Origin of the sequence: Alteromonas sp. 1_MG-2023 (assembly GCF_030547075.1) — a bacterium.
Classification (GTDB): Bacteria; Pseudomonadota; Gammaproteobacteria; order Enterobacterales; family Alteromonadaceae; genus Alteromonas.
Window position 1 is genome coordinate 296,169 of the sequence record NZ_JAUOQH010000002.1, and the last position, 23,612, is coordinate 319,780.

Sequence of the window (23,612 nt, forward strand, 5' to 3'; positions counted from 1 at the left end):
GAAAAGGTTTGTTACTGACGAGTGATCATACGTTTGCGTTCAAACTCTCGTATTTTCTCCATGTACTGCTGTAGCCCTTGCTTGGTTAACACACTGCGACGCCCATCAAGCACTTGACCACCAAATTCGTCAGCCAACTTTCTAGCAGCATTGTGCATCATGTTGAAAACTTGATGCGGATCGCCTTCAATGGGCAAAATCATGAACAATGATACGCCTTGAGTGTTAAACGTCTCAAGGTTATCAATGTCAAAAATACCAGGCTTAAACATGTTGGCTAGGCTGAATAACACCGGACCTTTGCCGTTTGAATTTACATGGCGATGAAAAATGTCCTGGTCACCAAATTTGAAACCCAAAGTAAGTAACATGGGTAACAAGGCCGCTCCAGCTATAGGGCCGTCCTCTGGTGCTTTTACGTTTAGCACTAGAACTTCTTGGTCAACTTGCTGCGTAGCATCGGCGTTTTGTGACTGGCTTTCAGACGCACTAGCGCCGCCTGCTTGGCTGTTAGCTCTTTCCTCTGTGTTGTTAGCCGTATTCGCAGCACTCGCTACATTGTCGTCAAAATCAATGCGCATTTGATCGTCGCCAAGTTTTGGCTCTTGGCGCTTGCGAGAAATAGGTTTGCTGCGTTTGCCTTTCATAAAGCGTTTTGCTTGTTCGCCTAATCCACTTGCACTAAGGATTTCCGCACCTTTCGCACCTTCCGTGCCCACGTTTCCTTCAGAAGTTTCACTTACCGAAGGTTGTGTGTCCGGAGAATCTAAACTGAAATCATCTACTTCAGGCGATTTATGCTCGCTTGAAGCAGATTGGCTGTTATTACTACCTTGAGGTGCGCTATTTTCTCTGCTGTCGGTGCTGGCTGCATTACTTTGGACTGAGGGCTCATCGTCGCTTTCTCGCAATAGAAAGCCTGGAGGTTCTGGGAAAGCGTTAGCACTGAAACTTTCATCTTCGCTAGACGCGGCAGCAGCGCCTTGTAAATGTGGTTTTGGATTAGAAACCACTGAACCATAGAGCTTAGGTTTGTCGGCTACCTTCTCTTTAGGTGCGCTTTTTTCTGATGACTTATCTTCTGTGGCTGCGTTTGAGTTGCTAGCGTTATCATTGTCGTCAGACACTGTTGCAAAATCATCATCTGCTTCGTCTGGCGATGAAACACTACCAGAAACCTTGCTGCCATCATGAGATGTCTGCTCAGGCCGTCTGCTGCCAGCGCTATCATCGCTACCATAAAAACTTTTCGCTTTGGAAGAGCCTGTCGACGCTTGACTATGATGGCTACTACTGTCGTTATTATACTCATCAACAGCATGTTGTTCGTCGCTAACACTAACGCTATTTGATTGATTTCGCTCGTCACTACCTGAGCTAACCACTCGCACTTGGCCAATACCTAATTCGTCAAACCCTTCAGAATGTGATCGTGTTCCCGATTCACTGTCGTGGGATGCATCGTCGCCGGTATCTGCCCACTGCCTAGGTTCAAGTCGAGGCTTACTGCTCGGCTTAGTGTTTTTGCGAATTTTCCAAATACCGTGTGCAAGCACTGCAATTATAAAGCAGGTACCTGCAAACAATAGTGCTAGACGTAATTCATCTTCCATTTTAGCTTCGTCGCCCTTTGTTATGCTTCTGCAAAAGCCATCGCTTCGTCAACATCAACCGCTACCATTCTAGATACACCAGGTTCGGCCATGGTAACACCGGTTAAATGACTTGCCATTTCCATTGCAATCTTATTGTGGGTGATATAAATAAACTGCACCGTTTGCGACATTTCTGAAACCAAGTTACAAAAACGCCCAACATTCGCATCATCTAACGGTGCATCTACTTCATCCAGCAAACAAAAAGGCGCTGGATTAAGCCTGAATATCGCAAATACCAATGATAAAGCGGTTAACGCTTTTTCTCCACCGCTTAAAAGGTGAATTGTACTATTTTTCTTACCAGGTGGTCGTGCCATGATAGTCACCCCAGTTTCCAGTAAGTCATCGTCAGTTAAGGCTAAATACGCAGAGCCCCCACCAAAGACTTTCGGAAACAGGGTTTTCAAATCTTGGTTCACTTGCTCAAACGTAGTAGAAAAACGGGTACGGGTTTCTTTATCTATTTTACGTATTGCGCTTTGTAATGTTTCTAACGCATCGGTTAAATCGTTATATTGAGTGTCTAAGTGTAACTTTCGTTCCGATTGAGTTTCGTATTCTTCTACCGCCGCCAAGTTCACTGCACCTAATCGGGATAAACTTGCTTGCGTGTTTTCGAGATCTTGCTGCCATTTGGTTTCATCAGCGCCGTCCGGCATAGTTTCAAGAATAGATTTAAGTGACTGTTTACTGTCTTCGAGTTGCTCCAAAATAGCGGAAGCACGCACTTTAAACCCTTCAATATCAATATTCAGCTTTTCGATATTACCCGTGCGTTCTTGAATATCTTTAGCCAGCGCTTGCTGACCTTTTTCTGACTCACGCAGTAATTGCTCTATATCATCCTGCTTAGATTGATACTCAGAACGCTTACTCTCTAACTCATTTTTTTGCGTAAGCAGTTCTTGCAACTGCACTTTTTGAACGGCCTGTGGCGCTGACAAGTCTGTTAACTCTTTATTCAGCGTATCTCGCCTTAATTGATAATCTGTCAACTGCTGCTGGTTACGCGTTACCTGTTGAGCATATAAATTTTGATGACTTTCCAATTGCTGAACTTTTAACGCCATCTCATGTGCTTGATGGGTTAACGATTCGACCTTGCTGCGAAGTTGAGCCACTTTATTGTCGAACTGCTCTCGGTTGTTTTGTGCATCGTTAACCCGCTCTTCGTACTCCGAGAGCTGAGCTTCATGAATTTCAAGCTGCCCAGAGAGTGTAACAAGCTGCGCGTCTTCTTTGCTCAATAGGCCATTTTGCTTGCCTAGCTCGTCTTGTAATTTTGTACTACGCGCTGTCAATTGTTCGTTTTGCATCATCAAAACAGACATAGCATTAGTATGCTGTACCAAAGTATTTTTTACATTCTCATAGGTAAGCTTTTGATTTTCACTTTCTTCAGTAACCTGGCTAACTAGCGCTTTAGCTTCCTCTACTTTTGCTTCGGCTAGCCCTATGCCGCCTTCAATTCGGTTTAAGCTTTCCTGCAGTTCAGCAAGCCTAGATGCTCTATGAAGTACACTGTTTTCAACTTCACCGCCTCGCACCACCCAGTCAATCCCGCACCATAGCCCTTCATAAGAAAGTGCGGTTTGGCCCTCACCAAGGGAGCCAACCTTGGCTAACGCGTCTGTATTAGTTTCACATAATAAAATCTGATTAAACGCATTGGGCACACGACTATTAGGTAAGGCTGCTGCCAAAGTATGAGGTTGTTTTATGTCGGTAAGCGCTGATTGAGAAAATACTCGCCCGCCCATTGGCAACATCGTAATGTGACTGACCAGTTCTTTTATATTAAGCGAACCCGCAACATAAGGTTGATGCCAATACCGCAACACGGTTTCTACACAGTCGTTTAAATGTTCGGGTACGTTTAGCTGCTGCCACAATAACTGTAAATCGCTATGCACATCGGTGTTACTGGTAGCAGCATCATCTTGTAATGCAGATAATGCGGCAATGGTAGACTGTAGAGATTGACGTTCGCCCTCTAACTTTCGGTGGTTCGCCTCTGCTTGTGCAAGCACCTGCTGGCAACTTACTACCTTTGCCGCGGTATTGTTGCTTTGCGCTAGCGCTTCATTAACCTGCACTTCGGCTTCGTCAATTTGCGCCGTTAATAATAGGATATGCTCACTGGTGTCTTCTGTATCTAGCTGATTCAACTCATCGTTAAGTTCATTGATGCGCTGCGTAGTACGAAGTTGCATATTCATTGTGGACTGAATTTGACTATGACAAGTTTGCACTTCTTGCTTCAAGCGGTGATAAATCTGTTCGTGCTCGCGGCTTTGAGCACTGAAATCACGTAAGTCTTGTTCTGCGTTATCAAACATCTCTTTGGCTTGCGCCAACGCTTCATCATTTATTTCTTGCTCTGGCAATAAGGAATCTAAGCCCGATTTAGATGTAGTCAACGCTTGAGTCGCTTCCTCTAAGCCCACTTTCAATAGGTTTGTTTGCTCGTTAAGGGTAACAAGCTCAGCTTCAATTTGCTGTTTGCGCTGCTGGCTATGCAATTCGTTTTGTTCAATGCGAGTAATGGCATTACTGGTGGTAAATAGCTGCTGCTGTACATCATCGGCGGCTTGTTTATGTTGCGCCAATTGCTCTTTATAGGTGAGCATGCCCGCTTCGTCGCCCTGCTGCTGCGCCACTAACGCATCAAGCGCTTGCTGATGACCTTTCAACCCAAGCTGTAGGCGTTCAATTTGTTCGTTATTTTTTAGGAAACGAAGGCCCGCGAGTTCACCTTTAAGCTCACGAACTTTTTCACGCAATGCTTTATAACGAGTAGCCGCCGCCGCTTGACGCTGTAGCTTCTCAAGTTGCTGACCAAGTTCATCACGCACATCATTTAAGCGGTCTAAATTGTCTTGAGTGTGACGAATACGGTTTTCAGTTTCTCGTCTGCGCTCTTTGTATTTAGAAATGCCGGCCGCTTCTTCAATGAACACCCGCAATTCGTGAGGCTTAGATTCAATGAGCCGTGAAATCATACCCTGTTCGATAATAGCGTATGAGCGCGGCCCTAATCCGGTACCTAGAAATAGATCGGTAACATCACGGCGTCGACACTTAGTGCCGTTAAGAAAATAAGTAGATTGGGCATCTCGGGTAACTAATCGTCTTACCGATAGCTCACTATAGGTAGCGTATTCACCGCCAATACGCCCTGCACTGTTATCAAACACCAATTCAACACTGCATTGACCTACGGGTTTACGTGCGGTAGAACCATTGAAGATAACGTCTGTCATGGCATCGCCACGCAAGTTCTTAGCCGAACTCTCTCCTAACACCCAGCGCACGGCATCAATTACGTTGGATTTACCGCACCCATTGGGTCCGACAACCGCTGTCATCTCACTGGGAAAAGGAATAGTGGTGGGGTCGACAAAGGACTTAAAGCCCGCTAATTTAATCTTTTTTAAACGCACAATTACACCTTACGCACTATAGGTGCATAACAAAAGATGCCCCGCGCATTGGGGTTAAGCGTTATAAAAGAAATATTTAGCGTATTGGCTAAGTGCATAGAAAGCACATTTTTATGATTGTTATTATGTGATGAACTTTATCAAATCTAACAGCTTGTAACAATTACCATTTCGCTTGCGTTATGGTGTTACGTATACTGTTCATGTCAAAAAGTCTCAGTAAAACCGAATAATGGAGTAATGATGAGTTCGCGAAGTGGTATACATTATTTTTTTGAAGGGTTTTCATTAATTAAAACTAAAGGCCTTAAACGCTTTGTGTTTGTACCTTTAGCTATCAACATTCTACTTTTTTCCACCGCTTTTTACTTTTTATTCGGCCAAATTGAATATGGCATTAACTATGTGATTGATATGGTGCCTGAATGGCTGGGTTGGATTAAAACTGCGATCAGTTTCTTTTTATGGCCATTAGCAGTAATAAGTGTATTGCTGATCTTCGCCCTAATTTTTGGTACTTTGGCCAATTGGATTGCCGCCCCCTTTAACGGTGTACTATCAGAAAAAGTAGAGCGCCATTTAACAGGGCAAGACATGGGTGACGATGGATTACTCGACCTAGTTAAAGACATTCCTCGTACCTTAGGCCGAGAGTTCACAAAACTGTTTTGGTACATTCCTAGAGCCATTGGTTTTCTACTATTGTTTATATTTGTACCTGTATTTGGGCAAATTTTGTGGTTCCTGTTTTCCGCTTGGATGATGGCAATACAATACTGCGATTACCCATACGACAACCATAAGATTAACTTTAAGCGCATGCAAAACCACCTTTCACAACATAAAGGTAAATGTATGTCGTTCGGCGTTATGGTAAATATCTTTTCGCTTATTCCGGTAGTGAACTTCATCGTGATGCCGGTAGCTATTTGTGGTGCTACCTCTATGTGGGTAAGTGAATTGCGAAGCCAAGCCTTAGCTAAGCTTTAATTGGCCTCGTGACTTGATATAAAGCAATAGAACTTAACGCTTTAGTCATCGGAATCTGTCTCAACAGTGCTAGCAGGTTCGGCCTCTGAATCAGTATCCGTATTAGTATCAGCTGCATCCTCAGCGGATGTTGCCGTGGCGTTTAAATCAATACTGGCTTTGTGGTTTTCGTAAGCCGCAAGCCATTGCCCCGCTTGGTTCGTTTCACCGTTTTGATGAAAAGCTTGAAACAAGTTCATCGAAATGGGGCGCTGCGCGTTAGGATTGGCTAATTGGTCTTGCCATAAAGATAAATACAAGTCTGGGATAACACCGCTATCGTGATGTTCCATAAAGGTGATCACTCGACTAGGCTTGTAACTAGTGACATTAATCTCGCCACAGGTTTTAGCAAAACCAACCCGCAGCGGTAAAAATTCATTTTTCGCCTTTGTCTCCCAACGATTTACCGTATTTTGAGGATGATAAGCAATAGCGCCATCCATGGTTAAGTTCGGTGGAGCAAAGGTACTTATGCCTTCATTAGAACAGTAACGCCTTGCAGCGTTTCTCGACAATGCATATTCATCAATAAAACCGGCAAAATGCGCCAACTCATGCACCATCACGGTATACGAATCACTAATATCTAGGTACATAACACCGTTTTGAACATTGGCTTTACCTTGCTCTGACACCACAATAGCATGAGTAATATTCCGTGTTTCTACCAGTGGGGCGAGGGGCTTCACATTACAAGCAAGGTTACCTTGGCCATTAAAATTAGCATGGCAATCAAGTACGTTATTTTCTAGCCAGATAGGCGGCGCAATACAAAGCGGAAGTTCGCTGAGTCGCTCATCGTTCAGGTAATCTTTGTACAATCTATCGGCACGGGCAATAGTGGCTAAGGAGGTGGCCACAAGCTGAATGCGCTGATAGCACACAGGCTTTGATTGCCAATTGTAGTTAGCCACGCGGGATGACGTGGTGGGGGTATAGCGATTTATCACCGACGATAGTTGTTGCGCTAATTTGTGGCCTTCTTTCGCTGCACGCAGAATATAGCTTTTCGCATCTTCGCGATTGTTTTCATCCCACAGCAATCTGCCGTATTTAAATGCACTTTGCATATCTTGCATGGCAGTTTTTTCAAGCCATGGTTTGGCCAAACCTGGTTGAGCGTGAAGCAAATACCAATCAGCTAATGCGGCTTGCGCTGGCATATAACCCTGCTCGGCTGCTCTAATTAACCACTTTTCGCGTTTGTCAGGATTTTCAGTTGCCATCGCAAAAGCTAACTGAGCCTCGGCAACATTCCCAAGGGCGGCTAGGCGAATTAATCGGTCGGAAGCGGCCTCTTCGCCCAGTAATTGATATAAGGCCCAAGCGGCGTCAGCGTTATTGATTGAAGCAAGTTGTTCTAGCCAATAATTGGCATGGTTTTCACTTGCAAGTTCAACTAGCAGCGATTGTGCTTGTTCATTCGCTAAATTGTCGCTTTGACCTTGTTCATTTTGAGCCGCAAGCCACAGCATCGCATACACGCTGTCTTTGATGGGTTTGGAAACGTTTGATGAGGTTGGGGCGTTGTCAGAAGTATCAGTGGACTCTGGCACAGAGGTGCCTTGAGCAGAAGTTGCTTGGTCAGAAGTAGCTTGTTCAGAAGTGGCTGGCTCAGTTCTATTAGACGTAGCTGGCTCAGAGTCAGCGATTTCAGGCGTTGCTGGCTCGGATGCCTGCGACTGAGTAGAAAGAGAGTCATCGTAAGCGTGTATAGCACTAGTTGCATTGCGTACCAATTGCTGCGCATAACGGCCGCTGTCGCCCGCTATTAGCAGCAGCGCTATTATCGCTAGTGTTAATCCACGCATTGTTTAGGCGCTGTTACTCTTCAGCGTCTGTAGAGCTTTGACGAAGTCGGTTAAGCTCCATACGAGCATAACGATGTTCTACATAGTCAAAAACGTTAGTGCTAAGGGCTAACTTGAAATAATTAGACGCAATGCCGTTATTTCCATCTTGACTGTGGTACTTGCCTAAATAGAAATACGCTTCGCACAATCTGTCGGTTAATGCTTTTTGACTTTTAACACCATCAAGTAATGAATTCAGTACCGCATTTTCATCTACCACACCTAAAAATAAATCGGTAAGCGTGGTTGCCCAATGTTCGTTGTTCAATTCTGGGCGAATAGCAGCTAAGTACGCTTGCCCTTCTTCTGGCGACAAATCGTAGTGAGCAAAATAGGCCCACAGCGCTCGGAAAGGGTCAGAATTGTCTTTTTGTAAGAACATGCCTAAATCTTCGATGGCCAGTTCAGAGCGACCGCCATAATACAAAGCAATACCACGGTTTAAAAAGGCAAAGTCGTATTCGGGATTAATCTCTAGGGTAGAATCGAATGAGTCGTAAGCTTGAATAAAGTCGTTTTGCTGAATGTAATGGATACCCATAGAGTTATAGGCTTCTGCAAAATCGGGCTTAAGATTAATCGCCTGACTGTAATCAAATTGCGCTAACCCGCCTAGTCCAACACTGTCGTACAGCATTCCACGTTGCAGGTGTAGCTCTGCTTTGTCTTCATCAGACAAGGCACTGCTACCTAAAATTTGGTTGTAACGGGCAATAGCCATTTCAGAGCGAGGATTAACCGGCGCAGGCTCTGCAAGCAGCAAATTACCCATTTGTGGTTGGCTAGAAACTTCTGGAGTTTGAGCACAACCGCCTAAAATACCGACAACTATGAAAAAAAAGATGAGACTAACGTTTCGACGCATGGTAAAAAAGCATTCTTAAGTAGGAAAAAACATCCCGCGTTACAGATGTGTAAGCGGCTTTATATGCCGCCAACCTTCTCGCATTTAGTGTAAAAAGTAAAGTTATAAGTCGGGAGAATGTAGGTAGTTATGGATAATAAAAAGATAAAAAAACTGATAGAACAAGCACAACAAGTTCAACAACACTCTCACTCACCCTATTCAAATTTTAAAGTAGGTGCAGCTGTCCTTACCGACTCTGGTGATATTTTTGCTGGCTGCAACGTTGAAAGTGCCGCTTATCCTCTTAGCCAATGCGCCGAAGCCAGCGCCATTGGAAATATGGTTAGTCATGGGCATAAACGTATTCATTCTATTGTAGTGGCAAGTCAAAATGATGAGTTTTGTTTCCCCTGCGGTGGTTGTCGCCAGAAAATTGCAGAATTTGCCCCAGACGATACCCCTGTGGTGATGGTTACTAAATCGGGTGAAACCCATGAAACCACAATAGGTGACTTACTGCCAAATGCATTTAGAGCTCACGATTTAGGTAAATAGTTGCGATTAGAAACACTATTTTTAGTGTTTCTAATAAAATTTTTGCTAAGCGGTTACCCATTAAATTTAACTAAAATAAAGTAAAAACAAGCATCGTAGGCGGTTATTCATCAAACAATAACCGCTTAGGTTTGCTGTGTTATCAGCACATTTTAGGGATCGTTGAACGCGTTATATTCAATATAAAACCGTTTTGATTAAACGCTAGTGCAACTTGATCGCCAATTTCAATACCAGTCGCAATTCTCTGGTGTTCTCGCATACTTGCTACAAGACTGTCAGAAAGCGTGATGCGTTTTGAGGTACAGTCAACTAACGTCCACTGATTATCTACATTTGTGAGTGTAGCTACCCGAGTGCTTACCGCTTTAAACGTCGCTAATTGTTGCTCGTAGGCTCGGCTGTAAGCAGTATATTTTTTGCTGTAATCGGCAACCTGTACGTTGGCAATTTCATCCTTAAAGCCATGAACTTCAAGCGTTACTTCTATTGGTCCGAACTTTGTAGTGTTTAAGCTGATGCCTTTAGCTTTGTTATTTAGAGCTTCGTTGCCTACAAGCCCATTGTCTGCTACGTCAAAACCCTCGTTAACTTGGCTTTTAAAATCGTATATGCCTATTAATAAAACCAACACAAATGCGGCGGCGGTAAAAGCAAACCACTCTTTATGCCATACGCCTAGTTTTTGCCAAAAGTGCGAATATGAATGACCACTCGCGTTATTCAACACACTACGTTTAATGCGGCTTGGCACCTTATACTGACTTTTACTTTGCTGATACGCGTGGCGAAATTGCTCATTTTCGTCATTCATGATTGTGTCTCCAACGCTTTTTTAAGCTTTTCTCTAGCATAACGAAGGCGAGTTTTTACTGTTTCATGGGGTACATCACATATTGTCCCTATCTCATGAATACTGAACCCTTCTTGCTGTAGCGAAAACGCTTCTTTTTGCTCAAACGGAAGCTGCCTTAATAACTGGTGAAAATCGGGTGTACCGTCTAGCGCGCTTTCATCTGCAACCAAACTATCAATTTGATTGCTGTGGCTGTCTTGACGATATTGTTTTCTGAATTCATCTAACAAGGTGTTACGACCAAGAGTAAATAGCCAGCCCAAAAACTTACCTTCATGTCGATATAAATGCTTTTTTTCAATAACTTTAACCCACGTTTTTTGGGTGATATCTGCCGCCATGTCTGCATTGCTCATGACCAGTAAATAATAATAAAGCGCATTGCTGTGCTGATCATATAAAGCAGATAGCGCTTTTTGTTCTCCTGTGCGCACATATCTATCCATCAAACTTTCGGCGCTAGAAGGCGAACTAAACCAATCCTTTACCGATATAAGCAGCCCTGCCCCTGCATAACTCATACGCATGCCCCCCTATTGAAAATACGACGTTTTCTAAGCGCTATTGCCTACAAGGCAACCGTAACGACAACATGTTGTTACCTAAAAACACGCTCTATCCATATGTCGCTGCTATATAAAAGCAGAATCTATCAACAGCGCCCCAAAATACGGGCAGTCATTGTTGACAATCTTTGCTGACGAGCAGGCTGACAATCTTTTCGTAACGGCCTTTACCGGCGATCAGGCTGACAATCTTTGCTGACAATCTTTGCTGACAGTCTTGCCGGGCTACTGCTAGGATTCATCAAAACGAAACTCTAATAATACAAACATATCATGTTGAGCGACTGGCACACCATTTTCCATTTTTGGCTTATATTTCCATTTAGATAATGCCCGGCGTGCGGCGCGATCAAATACCCGTTTAGGCTCAGCTTCAATAATATGAATGTCTTGCACAGTCCCATTTGATGCTACGGTAAAACCTAACTTCACCCACCCTTCTATACCGTCTCTCATTGCCTCAGGAGGGAACGCAGGATCTACGCGAAATTGTGGAGAAGCCTGCATATCCCCTTTCCCACTCTGAAAGTTAGGGTTTATATTCACTTTAGTGGTAGTGAACTGTGGTTTAAACGAAAATGTTGGATTTGAATCATTGGGCGTAGGGTCCGCTTTTGGTATTTCCATAGGGGGTTGAGCTACAGGCTTTTCCATCGGCTTGATTGGCGTACGTACAATAACCTTAGGATCATCAATACTAAGAACTACTGGCCCTACAGTTTGATACTCGGTTACCTTAACCCCAACCTGATTGTTTTCTATTAGCTTCGCCATTATGGCAAATAGAGCAAAGGTAATAAGTATGCTCAACACTATGTAGCCAATTGGCTTAAAACTAGTGGATATAAATGGGTTTGCTTGTGAAAATGTGTTCATTATTATCTCCCGTTTTCTTACTTAACGAATCACCGTTCAAGACGGGGTGATATTTTTTTCATCTATTTAAAACAATGCATGTCTGAAACCACTGGTATGACCATTCAAATTGGTAAATTGACTCTATACCTCACGGTAATACTATGTCCTTTTTACAAATGCCTCATTTGTAAATTTGCGAAACATACCCATTAAGTGGGATAGGGCTAATTAAGAATGAAGGCCTTAAATTTTTAATTTCGCTGAAATTTTTGCTGCGTGTGTTGATGTGCGTTTCTAGCCATTCGAACTTTAAATGCCATTCACACGCATTAATATGGAATAAAATTACCCATGACCACCAAGACCCAATCACTATTTACCCCTTTTAACAATAAAGGGTTATCTGTAGACAATAGAATTGTAATGGCACCAATGACCCGTGAGTTTTCTCCTGAGGGCGTGCCAACATCAGATGTTGCCGATTATTATCGCCGCCGGGCTGAAGGGGGTACTGGTTTAATCATTACGGAAGGTACTACGGTAAACGACCCGGTAGCTAATATGAGCCATCGTATTCCTGTATTTCATGGAGACAAAGCGCTAGCTGGCTGGGAAGAAACCGTAAAAGCCGTGCATAGTGTTGGTGGTAAAATTATGCCTCAGCTATGGCATGTGGGTATGGCACGTGTTGCTGAAAAAGCACCGTTCCCTGAACTACCAAGTGCTGGTCCTTCGGGTTTGTTTAAACCAGGCAAGCAAGGCGCAGAGCCGATGACACAACAACATATTGAATCGGTGATCAGTGCTTTCGCGACAGCGGCATCAGATGCAAAACGCATCGGGTTTGATGGTATAGAGATTCATGGCGCCCACGGTTATCTTATTGACCAATTTTTCTGGAGCGGCACTAACGAACGTACCGATGAATGGGGCGGTAGCATGGCGAACCGTAGCCGTTTTGCAGTTGAAATTATTAAAGCAATCCGCGCTGCAACATCGCCTGATTTCCCCATTGTGTTTCGTTATTCACAGTGGAAACAACAAGATTACACTGCACGTTTAGCAGAAACACCTCAACTGCTTGAAGAATTCCTAGCGCCTCTTAGCGATGCAGGCGTCGATATTTTCCACTGTTCACAGCGCCGTTACTGGGAAAATGAGTTTGAAGGTAGTGATTTAAACCTAGCCGGTTGGACGAAAAAACTTACCGGAAAGCCTACCATTACAGTGGGATCTGTTGGCCTTAATGAAGATTTCTTTGGTGCGTTTACAGGTCAAGGTTCAAACACCCGCGCTATCGATGATTTGATTGAGCGATTAGACAAAGGTGAGTTTGATTTAGTTGCTGTAGGACGTGCGTTGTTACAAGATCCTAACTGGGCAAACAAAATTAAGAACAACCAACTTGATGAACTGGAACAGTTCTCTGGTAAAGCGCTAGCGTCATTGTCGTAGTAATTTTTACCGGATTATTACGTACACCATGCGTTCAAAATAAGTATACCTATGACACAGCCAACGCCGTCTAATAAGTTAGCTAAAAATACACTGCTTTTAGCGGCTGCGGCCATAGGATTTGCCCAAACCGTGCTGTTTGCCATACTGGCACCATTAGGCCGAGAAATTGGCTTAATAGAAGTACAGATTGGGGCTATTATTTCTTGCTCTTCCCTAACATTATTTTTAGTTAGCCCCTTATGGGGGCGTGCTAGCGATCGTTGGGGAAGACGAAAAGTGTTACTGATTGGGCTATTTGGCTACTCCTCTGGCACCTTAGTGTTTGCTGGTGTGTTTCAGGCAGCTCTGCTAGGGCTTCTTGTCCCTCTTGCAGCACTAATACTGCTCATCATTACCCGTGTAGCAAATGCCACCGTGATGGCAGCGGTGTCACCCTCTGCCAGCGCCTATATGGCAGATGTTACTACGGTAGAAGAGCGAGTAAAGGGTATGGGTGCCCTAGGTGCAGCTACCAATATTGGCTCTATCTTGGGGCCAGCCATAGGTGGCCTACTAGCCAGTATCAGCTTGTTAATGCCACTGTATTTCTCGGTGGGCGTTACTGTAGCAGTTGCTGTTTTAGCTATTTTTTCCTTACCAGTATTGCCAAATACTACTCACACCTCTACATCCCAAAAACTGAAATACACCGACCCTCGAATATTCCCACTCATACTCGCGGGCGTATTACTTTTCATGGGCTTTGCCATTGTTCAGCAAACCATTGCTTTTCGTTTTCAAGATATCTTTTCACTTAACAGTACCGATACCGCGAAAGTTGTCGGTTTTAGTTTAATGATTTCAGCGGCATCCGCATTGTTCGTCCAAATGCTCGTTATTCCCCGCTTAAAGCTACGCCCTTTTACATTACTTAGGCTTTCAATGCCTATTATGATGTTGGCGTTTGCAATATTGGCGATGGGTGAAACTAAAACACAGTTCATGTTTGCAATGTGTGTATTGGGTTTGGGATTAGGAATAGCGGGGCCGGGATTCATGGCAGGGGTATCGATTGCCGTCGCTTCCGATGAACAAGGCGCAGTAGCAGGCATTGCTGGCGCCTGTCCGCCACTAGGTTTTGCAGTAGGGCCATTATTAGGCTCTTACCTCTATTCAATCGACGCGGCCCTACCCTATTGGTTTTCGTTTACCTGCTACTTGCTATTGTTTTTCTTCACTCTGAAATTTAAAACACGACACTAAAGCGCTAGTGGTTCAAGCTTATTTCGGGCCTATTTCGGGGTAAGCACACCTTCTGTTTCGGTAACCGTTTTGGCGTCTGCCCGTTCAATAACCTTCAATAGTGTAGTTTGAATAGTTTCATCGGTTCTTGCATCGGTTGTGCTTGCGAATTTTTGCTCTTGAGGTGCTACACCTTCGTCGGCAATAAAACCCATTACGACTTCATTGGCACACTCTGGCGTTTCGCCGTAATAGGTTAACGTAATTTGCGGGTAACCTTGAAACCCTTTCTTAACTCTTTTGGCGATGCGTTTTGTCGACTTATCTAAATTCATAATAGCTCTGATAGGTAATTGTTCTAATGCCTAGAGCATTGCATGTAACCTGTTCAATGTCGCAGGTTATTTACTAATAAAGATGTAATTAACGCTAACTATCGTAAACGCTGGCTATTAAAAGTGAGTTATAACAAAGAAGAAAACTGAAACAACCACGGCTAGACCGACCAACGCACACCAGGCCCCGCTGTGCTGATTACTACTACTGCCACCAAAACTTCCCTCTTCACTGACATTATTTTGTTTTGGATATGCACCAAAGGTCACTGCCCTGCAAATAGGCCAACCTATCCAATAGCAAATAGTCCAAAAAAAGAATTCCATAACGAGGTAGCCGATTACCCTAAAAAGGCCTTTGGCTACTTCTCCTACGATAACTTCTTCCATTGTCTTTCCTTAGTGTATGTAAGGGTTATTAAGCTGCTTATAGATGCTCAGGGTGAATTAGAATCAGTCACCCCACACCTATAAACTCAATACCAGATTAGACAATAAAAGCCATACTAACAAAGGCTAAGGTGTAACGGGATATGTTGTGGGTTTCTATCTAGTTAACTCAAAATTATGTTTCTGACGTTTTCACATCATTTTTGAGCACTAAAGCAATTAGGAAAACAAGTGCTATAGGTGGTATGAGCGCCGTAAAGAACGCCACCACAGAGGTAAGAATAGGTGATTGGGTTTTTCGCTTGCCTAAGTAATAGCCCAGTGCAGCCATCAGCAAAGCTAATACGAAAATGATTTGCCCTATCCATGTAGCGTTGATATTCATAACAAAATTCCCTTTAAACTCTTGTGACCTCTAACATAGCGAAAGCAATTGTAATTTTACAATCACCTTTACACAGACATGCATATCTTTACGTTAACGGTAGAAGTATTAAAAATATAATGAAACTTCCAGCTTAGTTGACCTCAATATTGCCTTTATCAATTTGCTGGACCGCCGTGTAAGGAATAACAATCGTGTCTGCCACAATAGAAAACGCCGCATCAATAACAAAGAAAGGGACTTTCCCAACCGTAGAACCGATATTTTCCCGGCGGCTTGGTTCACCGTTTAACAAACATACATTGTATGAGAACCCACTGTATACACGAGGAATTTCTTCGCAGTAGCTTTTCTTGCCTTGATGTTCAATTTGAACATGGTTGTTGTCAGGAGAAATTGTTTTCACAGTGGCACAAGAGCAACACGCTAAAGATAAGATGGCGAGAGACAAAATTTTCATATACTACTAATTCCATTTAATACTGTTGAATTGGGGGTCACTTAATGCAGTCGATGTTAGTGCGAAATTGATAGCAGAAACTATAACGCAGGTATTAGCTCCAGCAAATCGGTAGCCCCCACATCTACACCACGTTGAGAAAGTAACGTAGTAATTTGCCCGCGGTGATGTGTTTGATGGTTAAATAGGTGTTGTATAAGTTGACCGAAATTTTTCGTATGTGGCATGCCCGCAGTATTTTGAAATGGCAAGTCAGTGGTAAGCACTTCACTTGATAAGGCATTAGCGAAGGCCAAAATAGCCTCATCTACTTTCACTCTTTGATCGCGTAGTAACGCTATATCGTCAAAAAGGGTTTCATCTAGCTTTTTAGGAAGCGGCATTGCCATCACGACGCTTAGCTCGCTGAACCTATCAGGATGCTGTGCAAATCGTTGAAGCCAGATAATATCGGCAACCAATATGTGGTTAAGCGTGCCTAAGATAGATCCAAAAAAAGCCCCCACATCTTCACTCAATTCGGCTGGACTCAATTGCGATGCCGCTGAATAAACAGACTCATTCATCCACTGATTGTATTGAGCCATCAATGTGAAGCTATTTTTTAAAGACATAAACGTTCCTAAGACATGTCGCTTCGTTTAGTTAATGCTAGCTTAAGTTCATCTAAGTAGCCTTCAAAAGGCTTCCACTGCTGCATACCGGTTTTATATATAGGCTGGCGTACTTGTTCCGAACTGGGAGTTTTAATTACCCGTTTGGTTTCATAGAACGACAAACAAGCAGGTTCAAATGGCAGTCCGCAAAAATCAAGAATGCGATGTACTTGCCCTTCTAAATCATCAAGCACATCTTCGTGCTGCACGGTTAGAATGTGATCGGGCAATACAGAATGCCAGTGGTCCATTAGCTTTTCATAAGCGCAATAATAACGGCCAATATCATCTAAGGAGTAGCTAAACTCCTGACCTTCCCCAAATAACTGTTTAAAGCCACTAAAGCAGCAATCCATGGGGTCTCGCCTAGCATCGATAATCTTTGCGTTTGGCAAAATACGCTTTATAAACCCAATATGCACAAAGTTATTGGGCATTTTATCAATAAAGAAAGGCGCAGATTGACGGTAAGCTTGGGTTTGCGCCATGTATTTCTCGCCAAGGGCAATGCACGCTTCATCAGATAAATCGGCAAGATTGTACGGGTACGCTTTCTTCTGATTACTTAAGCTAGACGCAATGCCTAAAATATCGTGTAGTTCCATAGTGCCATCCACCATGGAATGGGAAGCCAAAATTTGCTCTAGCAAGGTTGAACCCGCGCGTGGCAATCCAACAATAAAAATAGGATCTGGCGCATCACAGCCGCTGAACTCACTCATTAATTCTGCATCACAAGCCGATGCTTGCGCTTCAAGCGCCGCTTCGGTGCGAGCAATATCAAAGCGATGAGTACGCTTTTTCAAGGTGTTGCCCTTGTTATAATACTCAAATGCTTTGTGAGGCTGCTTGGCATCTTCAAAGCCTTTGCCTAACGCAAAACAAAGGTGAATTCTATCGTCTAGCTTTGTAGTATCTAACGCTTCTTGCTTCTGCATTGCCGCCAAAGCGTTATCATCAAAACGATAGGTTTTCGTATTAGCTAAGCTCCAGTACGCGTCGCCAAAATCAGGGGCGAACACGGCGGCTTTTTCGTAAGAAGCAATTGCCTCTTTCACATCGCCTTTGGCCTTTAATGCATGGCCTAGCGCAACCCACAGTGCGGGGCGATCTTGCTTATCGGCAAGTAAACTTTGATAAATACCAATGGCTTCGTCCAATTCACCAACACCCACTAGCGCATGGGCCAAGCTTACTTTTATGGAAAAGCTTTCTGGTTGTTGTGCTAAGCGCGCTCGCGCCACTTTTGCCGCCTGCGGGAATTTGCCCAGTTTTGCCAGTAACCCTTGGTAAGCCGCTTGGGCTTTATCATTGTCGGGGTAAAGCGCAACACAGCTTTCTAATAGAAACTCGGCATCATGATATACCTTTAACTGCACACCTAATTCTGCCAATAGCATCATGGCTTCAGGGTGATGCTTGTTTTTGGCTAAAAACTGACGGCATACCTGTTCTGCTTTACGCAACTGGCCTTCGTGCATTAAGTCATGTGCGCCAAGTAATGGTTTGGGCAGACTTTGCAGGAAACTAATGTGTTGTTGTGCGAGTGCCAAAGCTTGAGGTTGATTGTCTCGCTTGTATACGGCCTCTAACTGCTGCCATGCGGCAACAAGTGCGGGATTAAACCGTGTAGCTTGGTAAAAAGCATTGGCAGCATCGTTATGGCCGGCATTGCGTGCATAACAATAGCCCAACTCTTGAAAGCCTCTGCCGTAATCAGGAAATATCTCGACAAGATGCAACAGTGTACTTATTGCGCTTTTAATCTCTCCGGCAAGTCGGTACGCCACTGCCATTACATACATGGCTTCGCGGGTAGCGTCTTCGCTGGGTTTAGCATTCAGAAACTGCTTACTTTGCGCAATAACATGCTGATGATTAGACTGCATTAAACTTTGTTTTAGTGCAGTAAGGGTTTGTTGTTCTTGTGAATTCATAAATACAGCATGCCTAAAAACATAAAAAAACGGCATCCCCTAAGGCATGCCGTTTTAGGTAGGTGTAACATATTACATGAAGTTCAAATTACACCAAAGTCAGATTACACAACTTGTGTTTAGTAGTAATCGTAAGAAAAGCGCACGCCAATTGTACGTGGGCGATTCGTTACTACCTTAGGTGTAAACTGCTGAGTATCAATATTTAATATCGCGCTTTCATCAAACACGTTATCGACATAAAGCTCGGCTTTCCATACATCGTTAGTTACACCAACGGCTAAATTAGCCAGCATGTATGACTCTTGTACATAACGGCCGCCTTCAAATACGTCACCGTTAGAGTCGGTATAAGTTACGCCTTCGTAAACGTCAGCATGCTTCTCAATTTTAAGGCCAGAACCTGTGCCGTAAATAAGCTGCGTTGCATCTTCCATTACGTAGGCATCCATTACCATACCAGCGTAACGATCGCCGGTGTAGCTTATAGAGCCATTCACGTAACCACGCTTGTCGCCTTCTAATTCGAAAAAGTAACGTGCGTTAATGTTACCAGAGAAGCCTGCAGAGTAAGGTAGTTCAGAGCCTACACCCGCTGCAATGCCTTCAAGTTCTGAGTTCACGCTAGTCAATTCAGTACTTAGTAAGCTAAACGCAGCGTTAATTACTAGGTCGTCTGTAGCTAACCAAGTAATGTCAGCATCTAAACCTTGAATCTCTGCATCACCTACATTGTCGGTAAATACTAAGAAAGAGATGTTAGTTGGGTCGAAACGTGACGTTTGTAAGTCAGTAATTTCAGAGTAATACGCCGTAGCGTTTACACGTAAAATGCCGTCTAAGAAGTCACCTTTAACGCCTAACTCGTAGTTATCAAGGGTATCTGTTGTTGAGTATACCGGAATACGGAAACCTTCAAACGCGCCACTTTGGTTTTTCGCTAAACCACCACCAACACGGTTAGTTACCGGCGGACGGAAGCCTTCAGAGTAGTTAGCAAACAATAGAACGTCGTCGTTCACTTTCCAATCAAGTGAGAATTTGAAGATGGTATCGTCAACGGTTAGTACACCATCGCTTCCCAATAAGTCAGTTTCTAGCTGACCACTGGCGATAGCAGCACTTACTGCATCAGGGTCTAGGCCAACGGCAGCTAGCTCATCTGGGTCTAGTGAACCAAATGCTTGTACTCGACGAGTTACGTCTACGGTTGTAGTAGAGCCTGTGTACTTATCATCAATTTGATACCAACGTGCGCCAACACTTGCCGTTAGTGAATCGGTAATGTCGTACTCAAACTGACCGAACACAGCAACTTGTTCAACGGTATGAGTAATATCGTTAACAAAGCTAATTTCTGATGGGAATGGACCGCCGTCGCTATTAATACCGTCGGTACCTACTAATGTTCTTTGTAGGTTGTTAAAACCGTATTGGGTTAGCTCGCCGTCAGTATTGGCAATTTTAAACTGCCCTACTGTTGCCACTTCTTGATCGTCATAGAACAAACCAGCGGTTACACGCCACGGTGTATCCATGGTAGTCACAAAACGCAGCTCGTGAGTTGAACGGGTTGTGGTGGTGTCTTCTTTAAAGTATTTGGTTGGATCTAAACAACGCTGATCTTCAGCTTCAACACCTGATTCATAGTGATTACACACATAGTAAGCTGCGAAAGCACCACCATTCGTGTAACCCGTGTAATCTGCTAGTGTATCAATTTCACGATCTAAATAACCACCTGTGTACACAAGGTCTAGTTTTTCTAAACGACCTTCTAATGTCCACGTTGTTAAGCCAAACTCGTCTTTGTTTTCTTCTTGAGCGAAACGAAGCGCTGAGCTTTCGCCTTCAAGAGTTGGGTCGTAAGCAAATACACCTTCAGTATCTAATGTTTGCTGGGTGTGCTGAACCAACAAATCCCAGTCATCGTTGAATTCATACAGTAGACCGAAACGTGCACCCGTGTAGATTGCATCGTTGAAGTCATCTTCTACTAACGCATCGTTTTGCGGCGATACAACAGACGCTTCTTCGTTTGAGTTAACGCCAGGGCTAGTTACGCGGTTTTGATCCATAGCAACAGGGTCAGCAAGTGGGCCACCAGAGATACGGTCGATAACTACCGCACTACCAATGTAACCACCTTCACCTGGAACGTTCATCACGTTATCAATCCAGCCGCCTTGCTTATCGTTATAAGCGGCAACACGGAAACCAAGCTTGTCGGTAAGCGGCATATTGAAGTAAGCCGTTACCGAGTTACTCATTTCACCGCCCTTGGTGAAACCAATGTTGGTATCAAAACCAGCACCAAAACTGTTTAGGTCGGGTTTATTCGTGATCAAACGAATTGTGCCTGCCTGTGAGCTAGCACCGAACAAAGTACCTTGTGGCCCAGGTAATACTTCAACACGGGCAACGTCAGTAGCGTACACGTCTAGGTTACGACCGGCCATTGATACAGGCTGTTCATCTACATAGAAAGCAACAGAAGGTTGTAATGCTTGAACTGAAGACAACATGATGTTTGATTGGGTAGTTGCCGCGCCACGAATATATATTTCGTTTTGGCCCGGGCCTGTACCCTGAAACACTACGTTTGGTAGGAATTCAACGTAGTCTTGAAAGTTATCAATGCCTAAATTTTCGAGTGCTTTACCATTAAGTGCGGTAACGGCGACAGGTACGTCTTGGATAGATTCGGCGCGTTTAGTGGCTGTAACTTCTATAGTTTCAAGTTTCGCTGGCGCTTCAGATTCTTGAGCGAGCAACGGTGTAGATGCCAATGCAGCAACAATTGCACAGCTAAGCTGAGTTTTACGCATAATGTGTGTTTTCCCTATTAGGTGATTTTTTATTCTTTGAACTGTGTTTACTTAAAACACTTATCAAAAATATCATATCTATTAACCCATAAACGAAGATTAATTTCTACTCTAACGATTATTTAGTCACTTATACTTTAGTTTTCCCTCTATTTATAACGTGGAATTATAAACACACCATTCAATTAAAGAATCAGTTCTAATAATTATAATCAAAGTTTATAAAAGTTGTTCCTTGCGGTATATTTCACCGTAACAACTCTAATTCGACAGAAAAGAGAAAGGACTAGTACTAGCGTGAGCGAAACTGAGAACACATCACCTTTAAATAAGCCCGTGTTTTACACGTCTTCCATAATTATAGCCTGCCTGCTCATTTTTGCAGCAGCCTTGCCTGAAACCGCGGATTCACTTTTCAAAACCATTCAAGCCGTCATTGTGACAAATGGCAGTTGGTTCTATGTACTTACGGTGGCAATCGTACTGTTATTTGTGGTTTATCTAGGCATGTCCCGCTATGGCGAAATTAAGCTAGGCCCCGACCACGCCGTACCAGAATTTAAGTTCACTACTTGGTTATCTATGCTGTTTGCTGCCGGTATGGGTATTGGACTTATGTTTTTTGGCGTTGCCGAGCCTCTAATGCACTTTTTAGCACCACCGACGGCGCAAGCTGAAAGTATTGATGCTGTGCGCGAAGCCATGAAAACCACCTTTTTCCACTGGGGGGTTCATGCTTGGGCAATTTATGCTGTGGTGGCATTAATATTGGCCTATTTTGCGTATCGACAGAACCTGCCGTTAACACTGCGTTCAGCACTTTACCCCTTAATTGGCGACAAAATTTACGGTTGGCCAGGCCATGTTGTCGATATTTTTGCCGTTACTTCTACCGTATTTGGTGTTTCAACATCACTAGGGTTAGGTGCATCACAAGTTAATGCCGGCTTCAATTACTTATTCGGCTTACCTTCAAATACCACCGTACAAATCTTAATAATGGCTGGCGTAATTGGCTTAGCGGTTATTTCGGTTGCGACGGGGTTAGATAAAGGTATTCGTATCCTGTCTGAAACCAATATGGTTTTAGCCATTTTACTGCTTCTTATTGTTTTAGTATTAGGGCCAACAGTATTTTTGCTTCAAGCCTACATGCAAAATACGGGAGCTTACCTATCTGACTTAGTTAGAAATACCTTCAACTTATTCGCTTATGACAAAACCGATTGGATTGGTGGCTGGACCATCTTCTATTGGGGCTGGTGGCTAGCATGGGCACCGTTTGTAGGCTTGTTCATTGCCCGCATCTCTTATGGCCGTAGCATTCGTGAGTTCATCATGGGTGTATTACTTATCCCATCTGCGTTTACGCTTTTCTGGATGACTGTATTTGGTAATGGTGCCATCGACCAAGTATTAGTGCATGGTAAGGATATATTAGCCACCATGGTCAACGAGGATAGTGCAGTCGCCCTATTCGTGTTCTTAGAGCAGTTCCCATTCTCGTCGATATTAAGCTTTATTGCCGTCATAATGGTGATAGTGTTCTTCGTAACATCGTGCGATTCCGGCGCTATGGTAGTAGACATGCTGTGTTCGCACGGTAGAAACGACACGCCATTGTGGCAGCGAATTTACTGGGCCGTTGGTGTTGGTGTGGTAAGTGCAGTTCTGCTTTATGCTGGTGGTTTGGGGGCACTTCAAACCATGACCATTGCTTCGGCGCTACCCTTCGCAATAGTATTGCTTATAGCGATTGCAGGGCTGTTGAAAGCACTACGGGTAGAAGCGTATAAGCGTGAAAGCCTACAAGTGCTGGCCGGTACACCGCAGCATAATGATGGTGATAAGAACTGGAAAGACCGATTAGAGAACATCGTAACCTTCCCAGATGAAAATGCCGTTAAACGCTACATGCAAAAAATTGTTAAGCCTGCCATGTCGGAAGTAGGTAAAGAGTTTGAAACTCAGCAATTTGAGATTTTGATTGATGAAACCGAAGAAGCACTTATGCTAACGGTAACCATGGGTAGCGACCCTGATTTTGTATACGCAGTGTACCCCACGGCGACTCATCAGCCAGAATTTGGCCCAAGTGAGCTACAAGAGGTAGACGAAGGCGAGAAGCCCACGTACTATCGCGCAGAAGTTCATTTAAGTGAAGGTGGTCAGAACTACGACATTATGGGATGGTCGAAAATCTCAGTGATTAATGACGTGATTGATCAGTTTCAAAAGCATCAACACTTTATCCATTTGCTTAATTAGCCGGGT

At 43.7% G+C, this 23,612-nt stretch carries 19 protein-coding genes; 5 read left to right on the forward strand and 14 right to left on the reverse strand.

The window, feature by feature from the left end; translation table 11 throughout:
• Nucleotides 1-11: 11 nt before the first annotated feature.
• The gene (gene zipA, locus Q4561_RS03245; protein WP_303457553.1) at nucleotides 12-1,613 is read right to left on the reverse strand and encodes a cell division protein ZipA; all 1,602 of its coding nucleotides are present in this window, start codon (nucleotides 1,611-1,613) and stop codon (nucleotides 12-14) included.
• 20 nt (nucleotides 1,614-1,633) lie between these two features.
• Nucleotides 1,634-5,101, reverse strand: a complete 3,468-nt coding sequence (smc, locus tag Q4561_RS03250; protein ID WP_303457554.1) for a chromosome segregation protein SMC — start codon at nucleotides 5,099-5,101, stop codon at nucleotides 1,634-1,636.
• Nucleotides 5,102-5,344: 243 nt separating this feature from the next.
• Here smc and cysZ point away from each other — a divergent pair, with 243 nt between their 5' ends.
• Nucleotides 5,345-6,091, forward strand: a complete 747-nt coding sequence (gene cysZ / locus Q4561_RS03255) for a sulfate transporter CysZ (RefSeq protein ID WP_303457555.1) — start codon at nucleotides 5,345-5,347, stop codon at nucleotides 6,089-6,091.
• A gap of 41 nt (nucleotides 6,092-6,132) precedes the next feature.
• Here cysZ and Q4561_RS03260 read toward each other — a convergent pair whose 3' ends face one another.
• Both Q4561_RS03260 and nlpI read right to left on the reverse strand, forming a co-directional pair.
• Complete coding sequence (locus tag Q4561_RS03260) at nucleotides 6,133-7,944, reverse strand: tetratricopeptide repeat protein (RefSeq protein ID WP_303457557.1); 1,812 nt, start codon at nucleotides 7,942-7,944, stop codon at nucleotides 6,133-6,135.
• 13 nt (nucleotides 7,945-7,957) lie between these two features.
• Nucleotides 7,958-8,851 (reverse strand): lipoprotein NlpI, encoded by an 894-nt coding sequence (gene nlpI, locus Q4561_RS03265; RefSeq protein WP_303457558.1) that lies wholly within the window; start codon nucleotides 8,849-8,851, stop codon nucleotides 7,958-7,960.
• A 129-nt stretch (nucleotides 8,852-8,980) separates the two neighbouring features.
• On the opposite strand from nlpI, the gene cdd reads away from it, so the two are divergent.
• Nucleotides 8,981-9,388, forward strand: a complete 408-nt coding sequence (cdd, locus tag Q4561_RS03270; RefSeq protein ID WP_303457560.1) for a cytidine deaminase — start codon at nucleotides 8,981-8,983, stop codon at nucleotides 9,386-9,388.
• A 142-nt stretch (nucleotides 9,389-9,530) separates the two neighbouring features.
• Here cdd and Q4561_RS03275 read toward each other — a convergent pair whose 3' ends face one another.
• From Q4561_RS03275 to Q4561_RS03285, 3 genes are all read right to left on the reverse strand, one after another.
• Nucleotides 9,531-10,202: a hypothetical protein gene (locus Q4561_RS03275; protein WP_303457561.1), complete on the reverse strand. Its 672-nt coding sequence runs from the start codon at nucleotides 10,200-10,202 to the stop codon at nucleotides 9,531-9,533.
• Nucleotides 10,199-10,765 (reverse strand): sigma-70 family RNA polymerase sigma factor, encoded by a 567-nt coding sequence (locus Q4561_RS03280; RefSeq protein WP_303457562.1) that lies wholly within the window; start codon nucleotides 10,763-10,765, stop codon nucleotides 10,199-10,201. Before Q4561_RS03280 ends, Q4561_RS03275 begins: the two co-directional genes overlap by 4 nt.
• Before the next feature lie 276 nt (nucleotides 10,766-11,041).
• A complete protein-coding gene (locus tag Q4561_RS03285) occupies nucleotides 11,042-11,686 on the reverse strand; it encodes an energy transducer TonB (RefSeq protein WP_303457563.1) in 645 nt (214 codons plus the stop codon).
• A 333-nt stretch (nucleotides 11,687-12,019) separates the two neighbouring features.
• Between Q4561_RS03285 and Q4561_RS03290 the strand changes: the two genes are divergently transcribed.
• A complete protein-coding gene (locus Q4561_RS03290) occupies nucleotides 12,020-13,123 on the forward strand; it encodes an NADH:flavin oxidoreductase (RefSeq protein WP_303457564.1) in 1,104 nt (367 codons plus the stop codon).
• Between the two features lie 51 nt (nucleotides 13,124-13,174).
• A complete protein-coding gene (locus tag Q4561_RS03295) occupies nucleotides 13,175-14,368 on the forward strand; it encodes an MFS transporter (protein WP_303457566.1) in 1,194 nt (397 codons plus the stop codon).
• A gap of 29 nt (nucleotides 14,369-14,397) precedes the next feature.
• Here Q4561_RS03295 and Q4561_RS03300 read toward each other — a convergent pair whose 3' ends face one another.
• The 7 genes from Q4561_RS03300 to Q4561_RS03330 all read right to left on the reverse strand — a co-directional run bounded on the left by Q4561_RS03300 (nucleotide 14,398) and on the right by Q4561_RS03330 (nucleotide 21,338).
• Nucleotides 14,398-14,682: a hypothetical protein gene (locus Q4561_RS03300; RefSeq protein ID WP_303457568.1), complete on the reverse strand. Its 285-nt coding sequence runs from the start codon at nucleotides 14,680-14,682 to the stop codon at nucleotides 14,398-14,400.
• A 117-nt stretch (nucleotides 14,683-14,799) separates the two neighbouring features.
• A complete protein-coding gene (locus tag Q4561_RS03305) occupies nucleotides 14,800-15,072 on the reverse strand; it encodes a hypothetical protein (RefSeq protein WP_303457569.1) in 273 nt (90 codons plus the stop codon).
• Nucleotides 15,073-15,247: 175 nt separating this feature from the next.
• Nucleotides 15,248-15,457, reverse strand: a complete 210-nt coding sequence (locus Q4561_RS03310; protein WP_303457570.1) for a hypothetical protein — start codon at nucleotides 15,455-15,457, stop codon at nucleotides 15,248-15,250.
• Nucleotides 15,458-15,590: 133 nt separating this feature from the next.
• On the reverse strand, nucleotides 15,591-15,917 hold the full coding sequence (locus Q4561_RS03315; RefSeq protein ID WP_303457571.1) for a YceK/YidQ family lipoprotein: 327 nt from the start codon (nucleotides 15,915-15,917) through the stop codon (nucleotides 15,591-15,593).
• A gap of 80 nt (nucleotides 15,918-15,997) precedes the next feature.
• Nucleotides 15,998-16,531 carry a DinB family protein gene (locus tag Q4561_RS03320; RefSeq protein WP_303457573.1) on the reverse strand — a complete coding sequence of 178 codons (534 nt, stop codon included), beginning with the start codon at nucleotides 16,529-16,531 and terminating at the stop codon, nucleotides 15,998-16,000.
• 8 nt (nucleotides 16,532-16,539) lie between these two features.
• A complete protein-coding gene (locus tag Q4561_RS03325) occupies nucleotides 16,540-18,510 on the reverse strand; it encodes a tetratricopeptide repeat-containing sulfotransferase family protein (protein ID WP_303457575.1) in 1,971 nt (656 codons plus the stop codon).
• Between the two features lie 119 nt (nucleotides 18,511-18,629).
• Nucleotides 18,630-21,338, reverse strand: coding sequence for a TonB-dependent receptor (locus Q4561_RS03330; RefSeq protein ID WP_303457577.1), 2,709 nt, complete (start codon nucleotides 21,336-21,338; stop codon nucleotides 18,630-18,632).
• A gap of 297 nt (nucleotides 21,339-21,635) precedes the next feature.
• Between Q4561_RS03330 and Q4561_RS03335 the strand changes: the two genes are divergently transcribed.
• Nucleotides 21,636-23,606, forward strand: a complete 1,971-nt coding sequence (locus Q4561_RS03335; protein WP_303457579.1) for a choline BCCT transporter BetT — start codon at nucleotides 21,636-21,638, stop codon at nucleotides 23,604-23,606.
• Nucleotides 23,607-23,612: the final 6 nt, after the last annotated feature.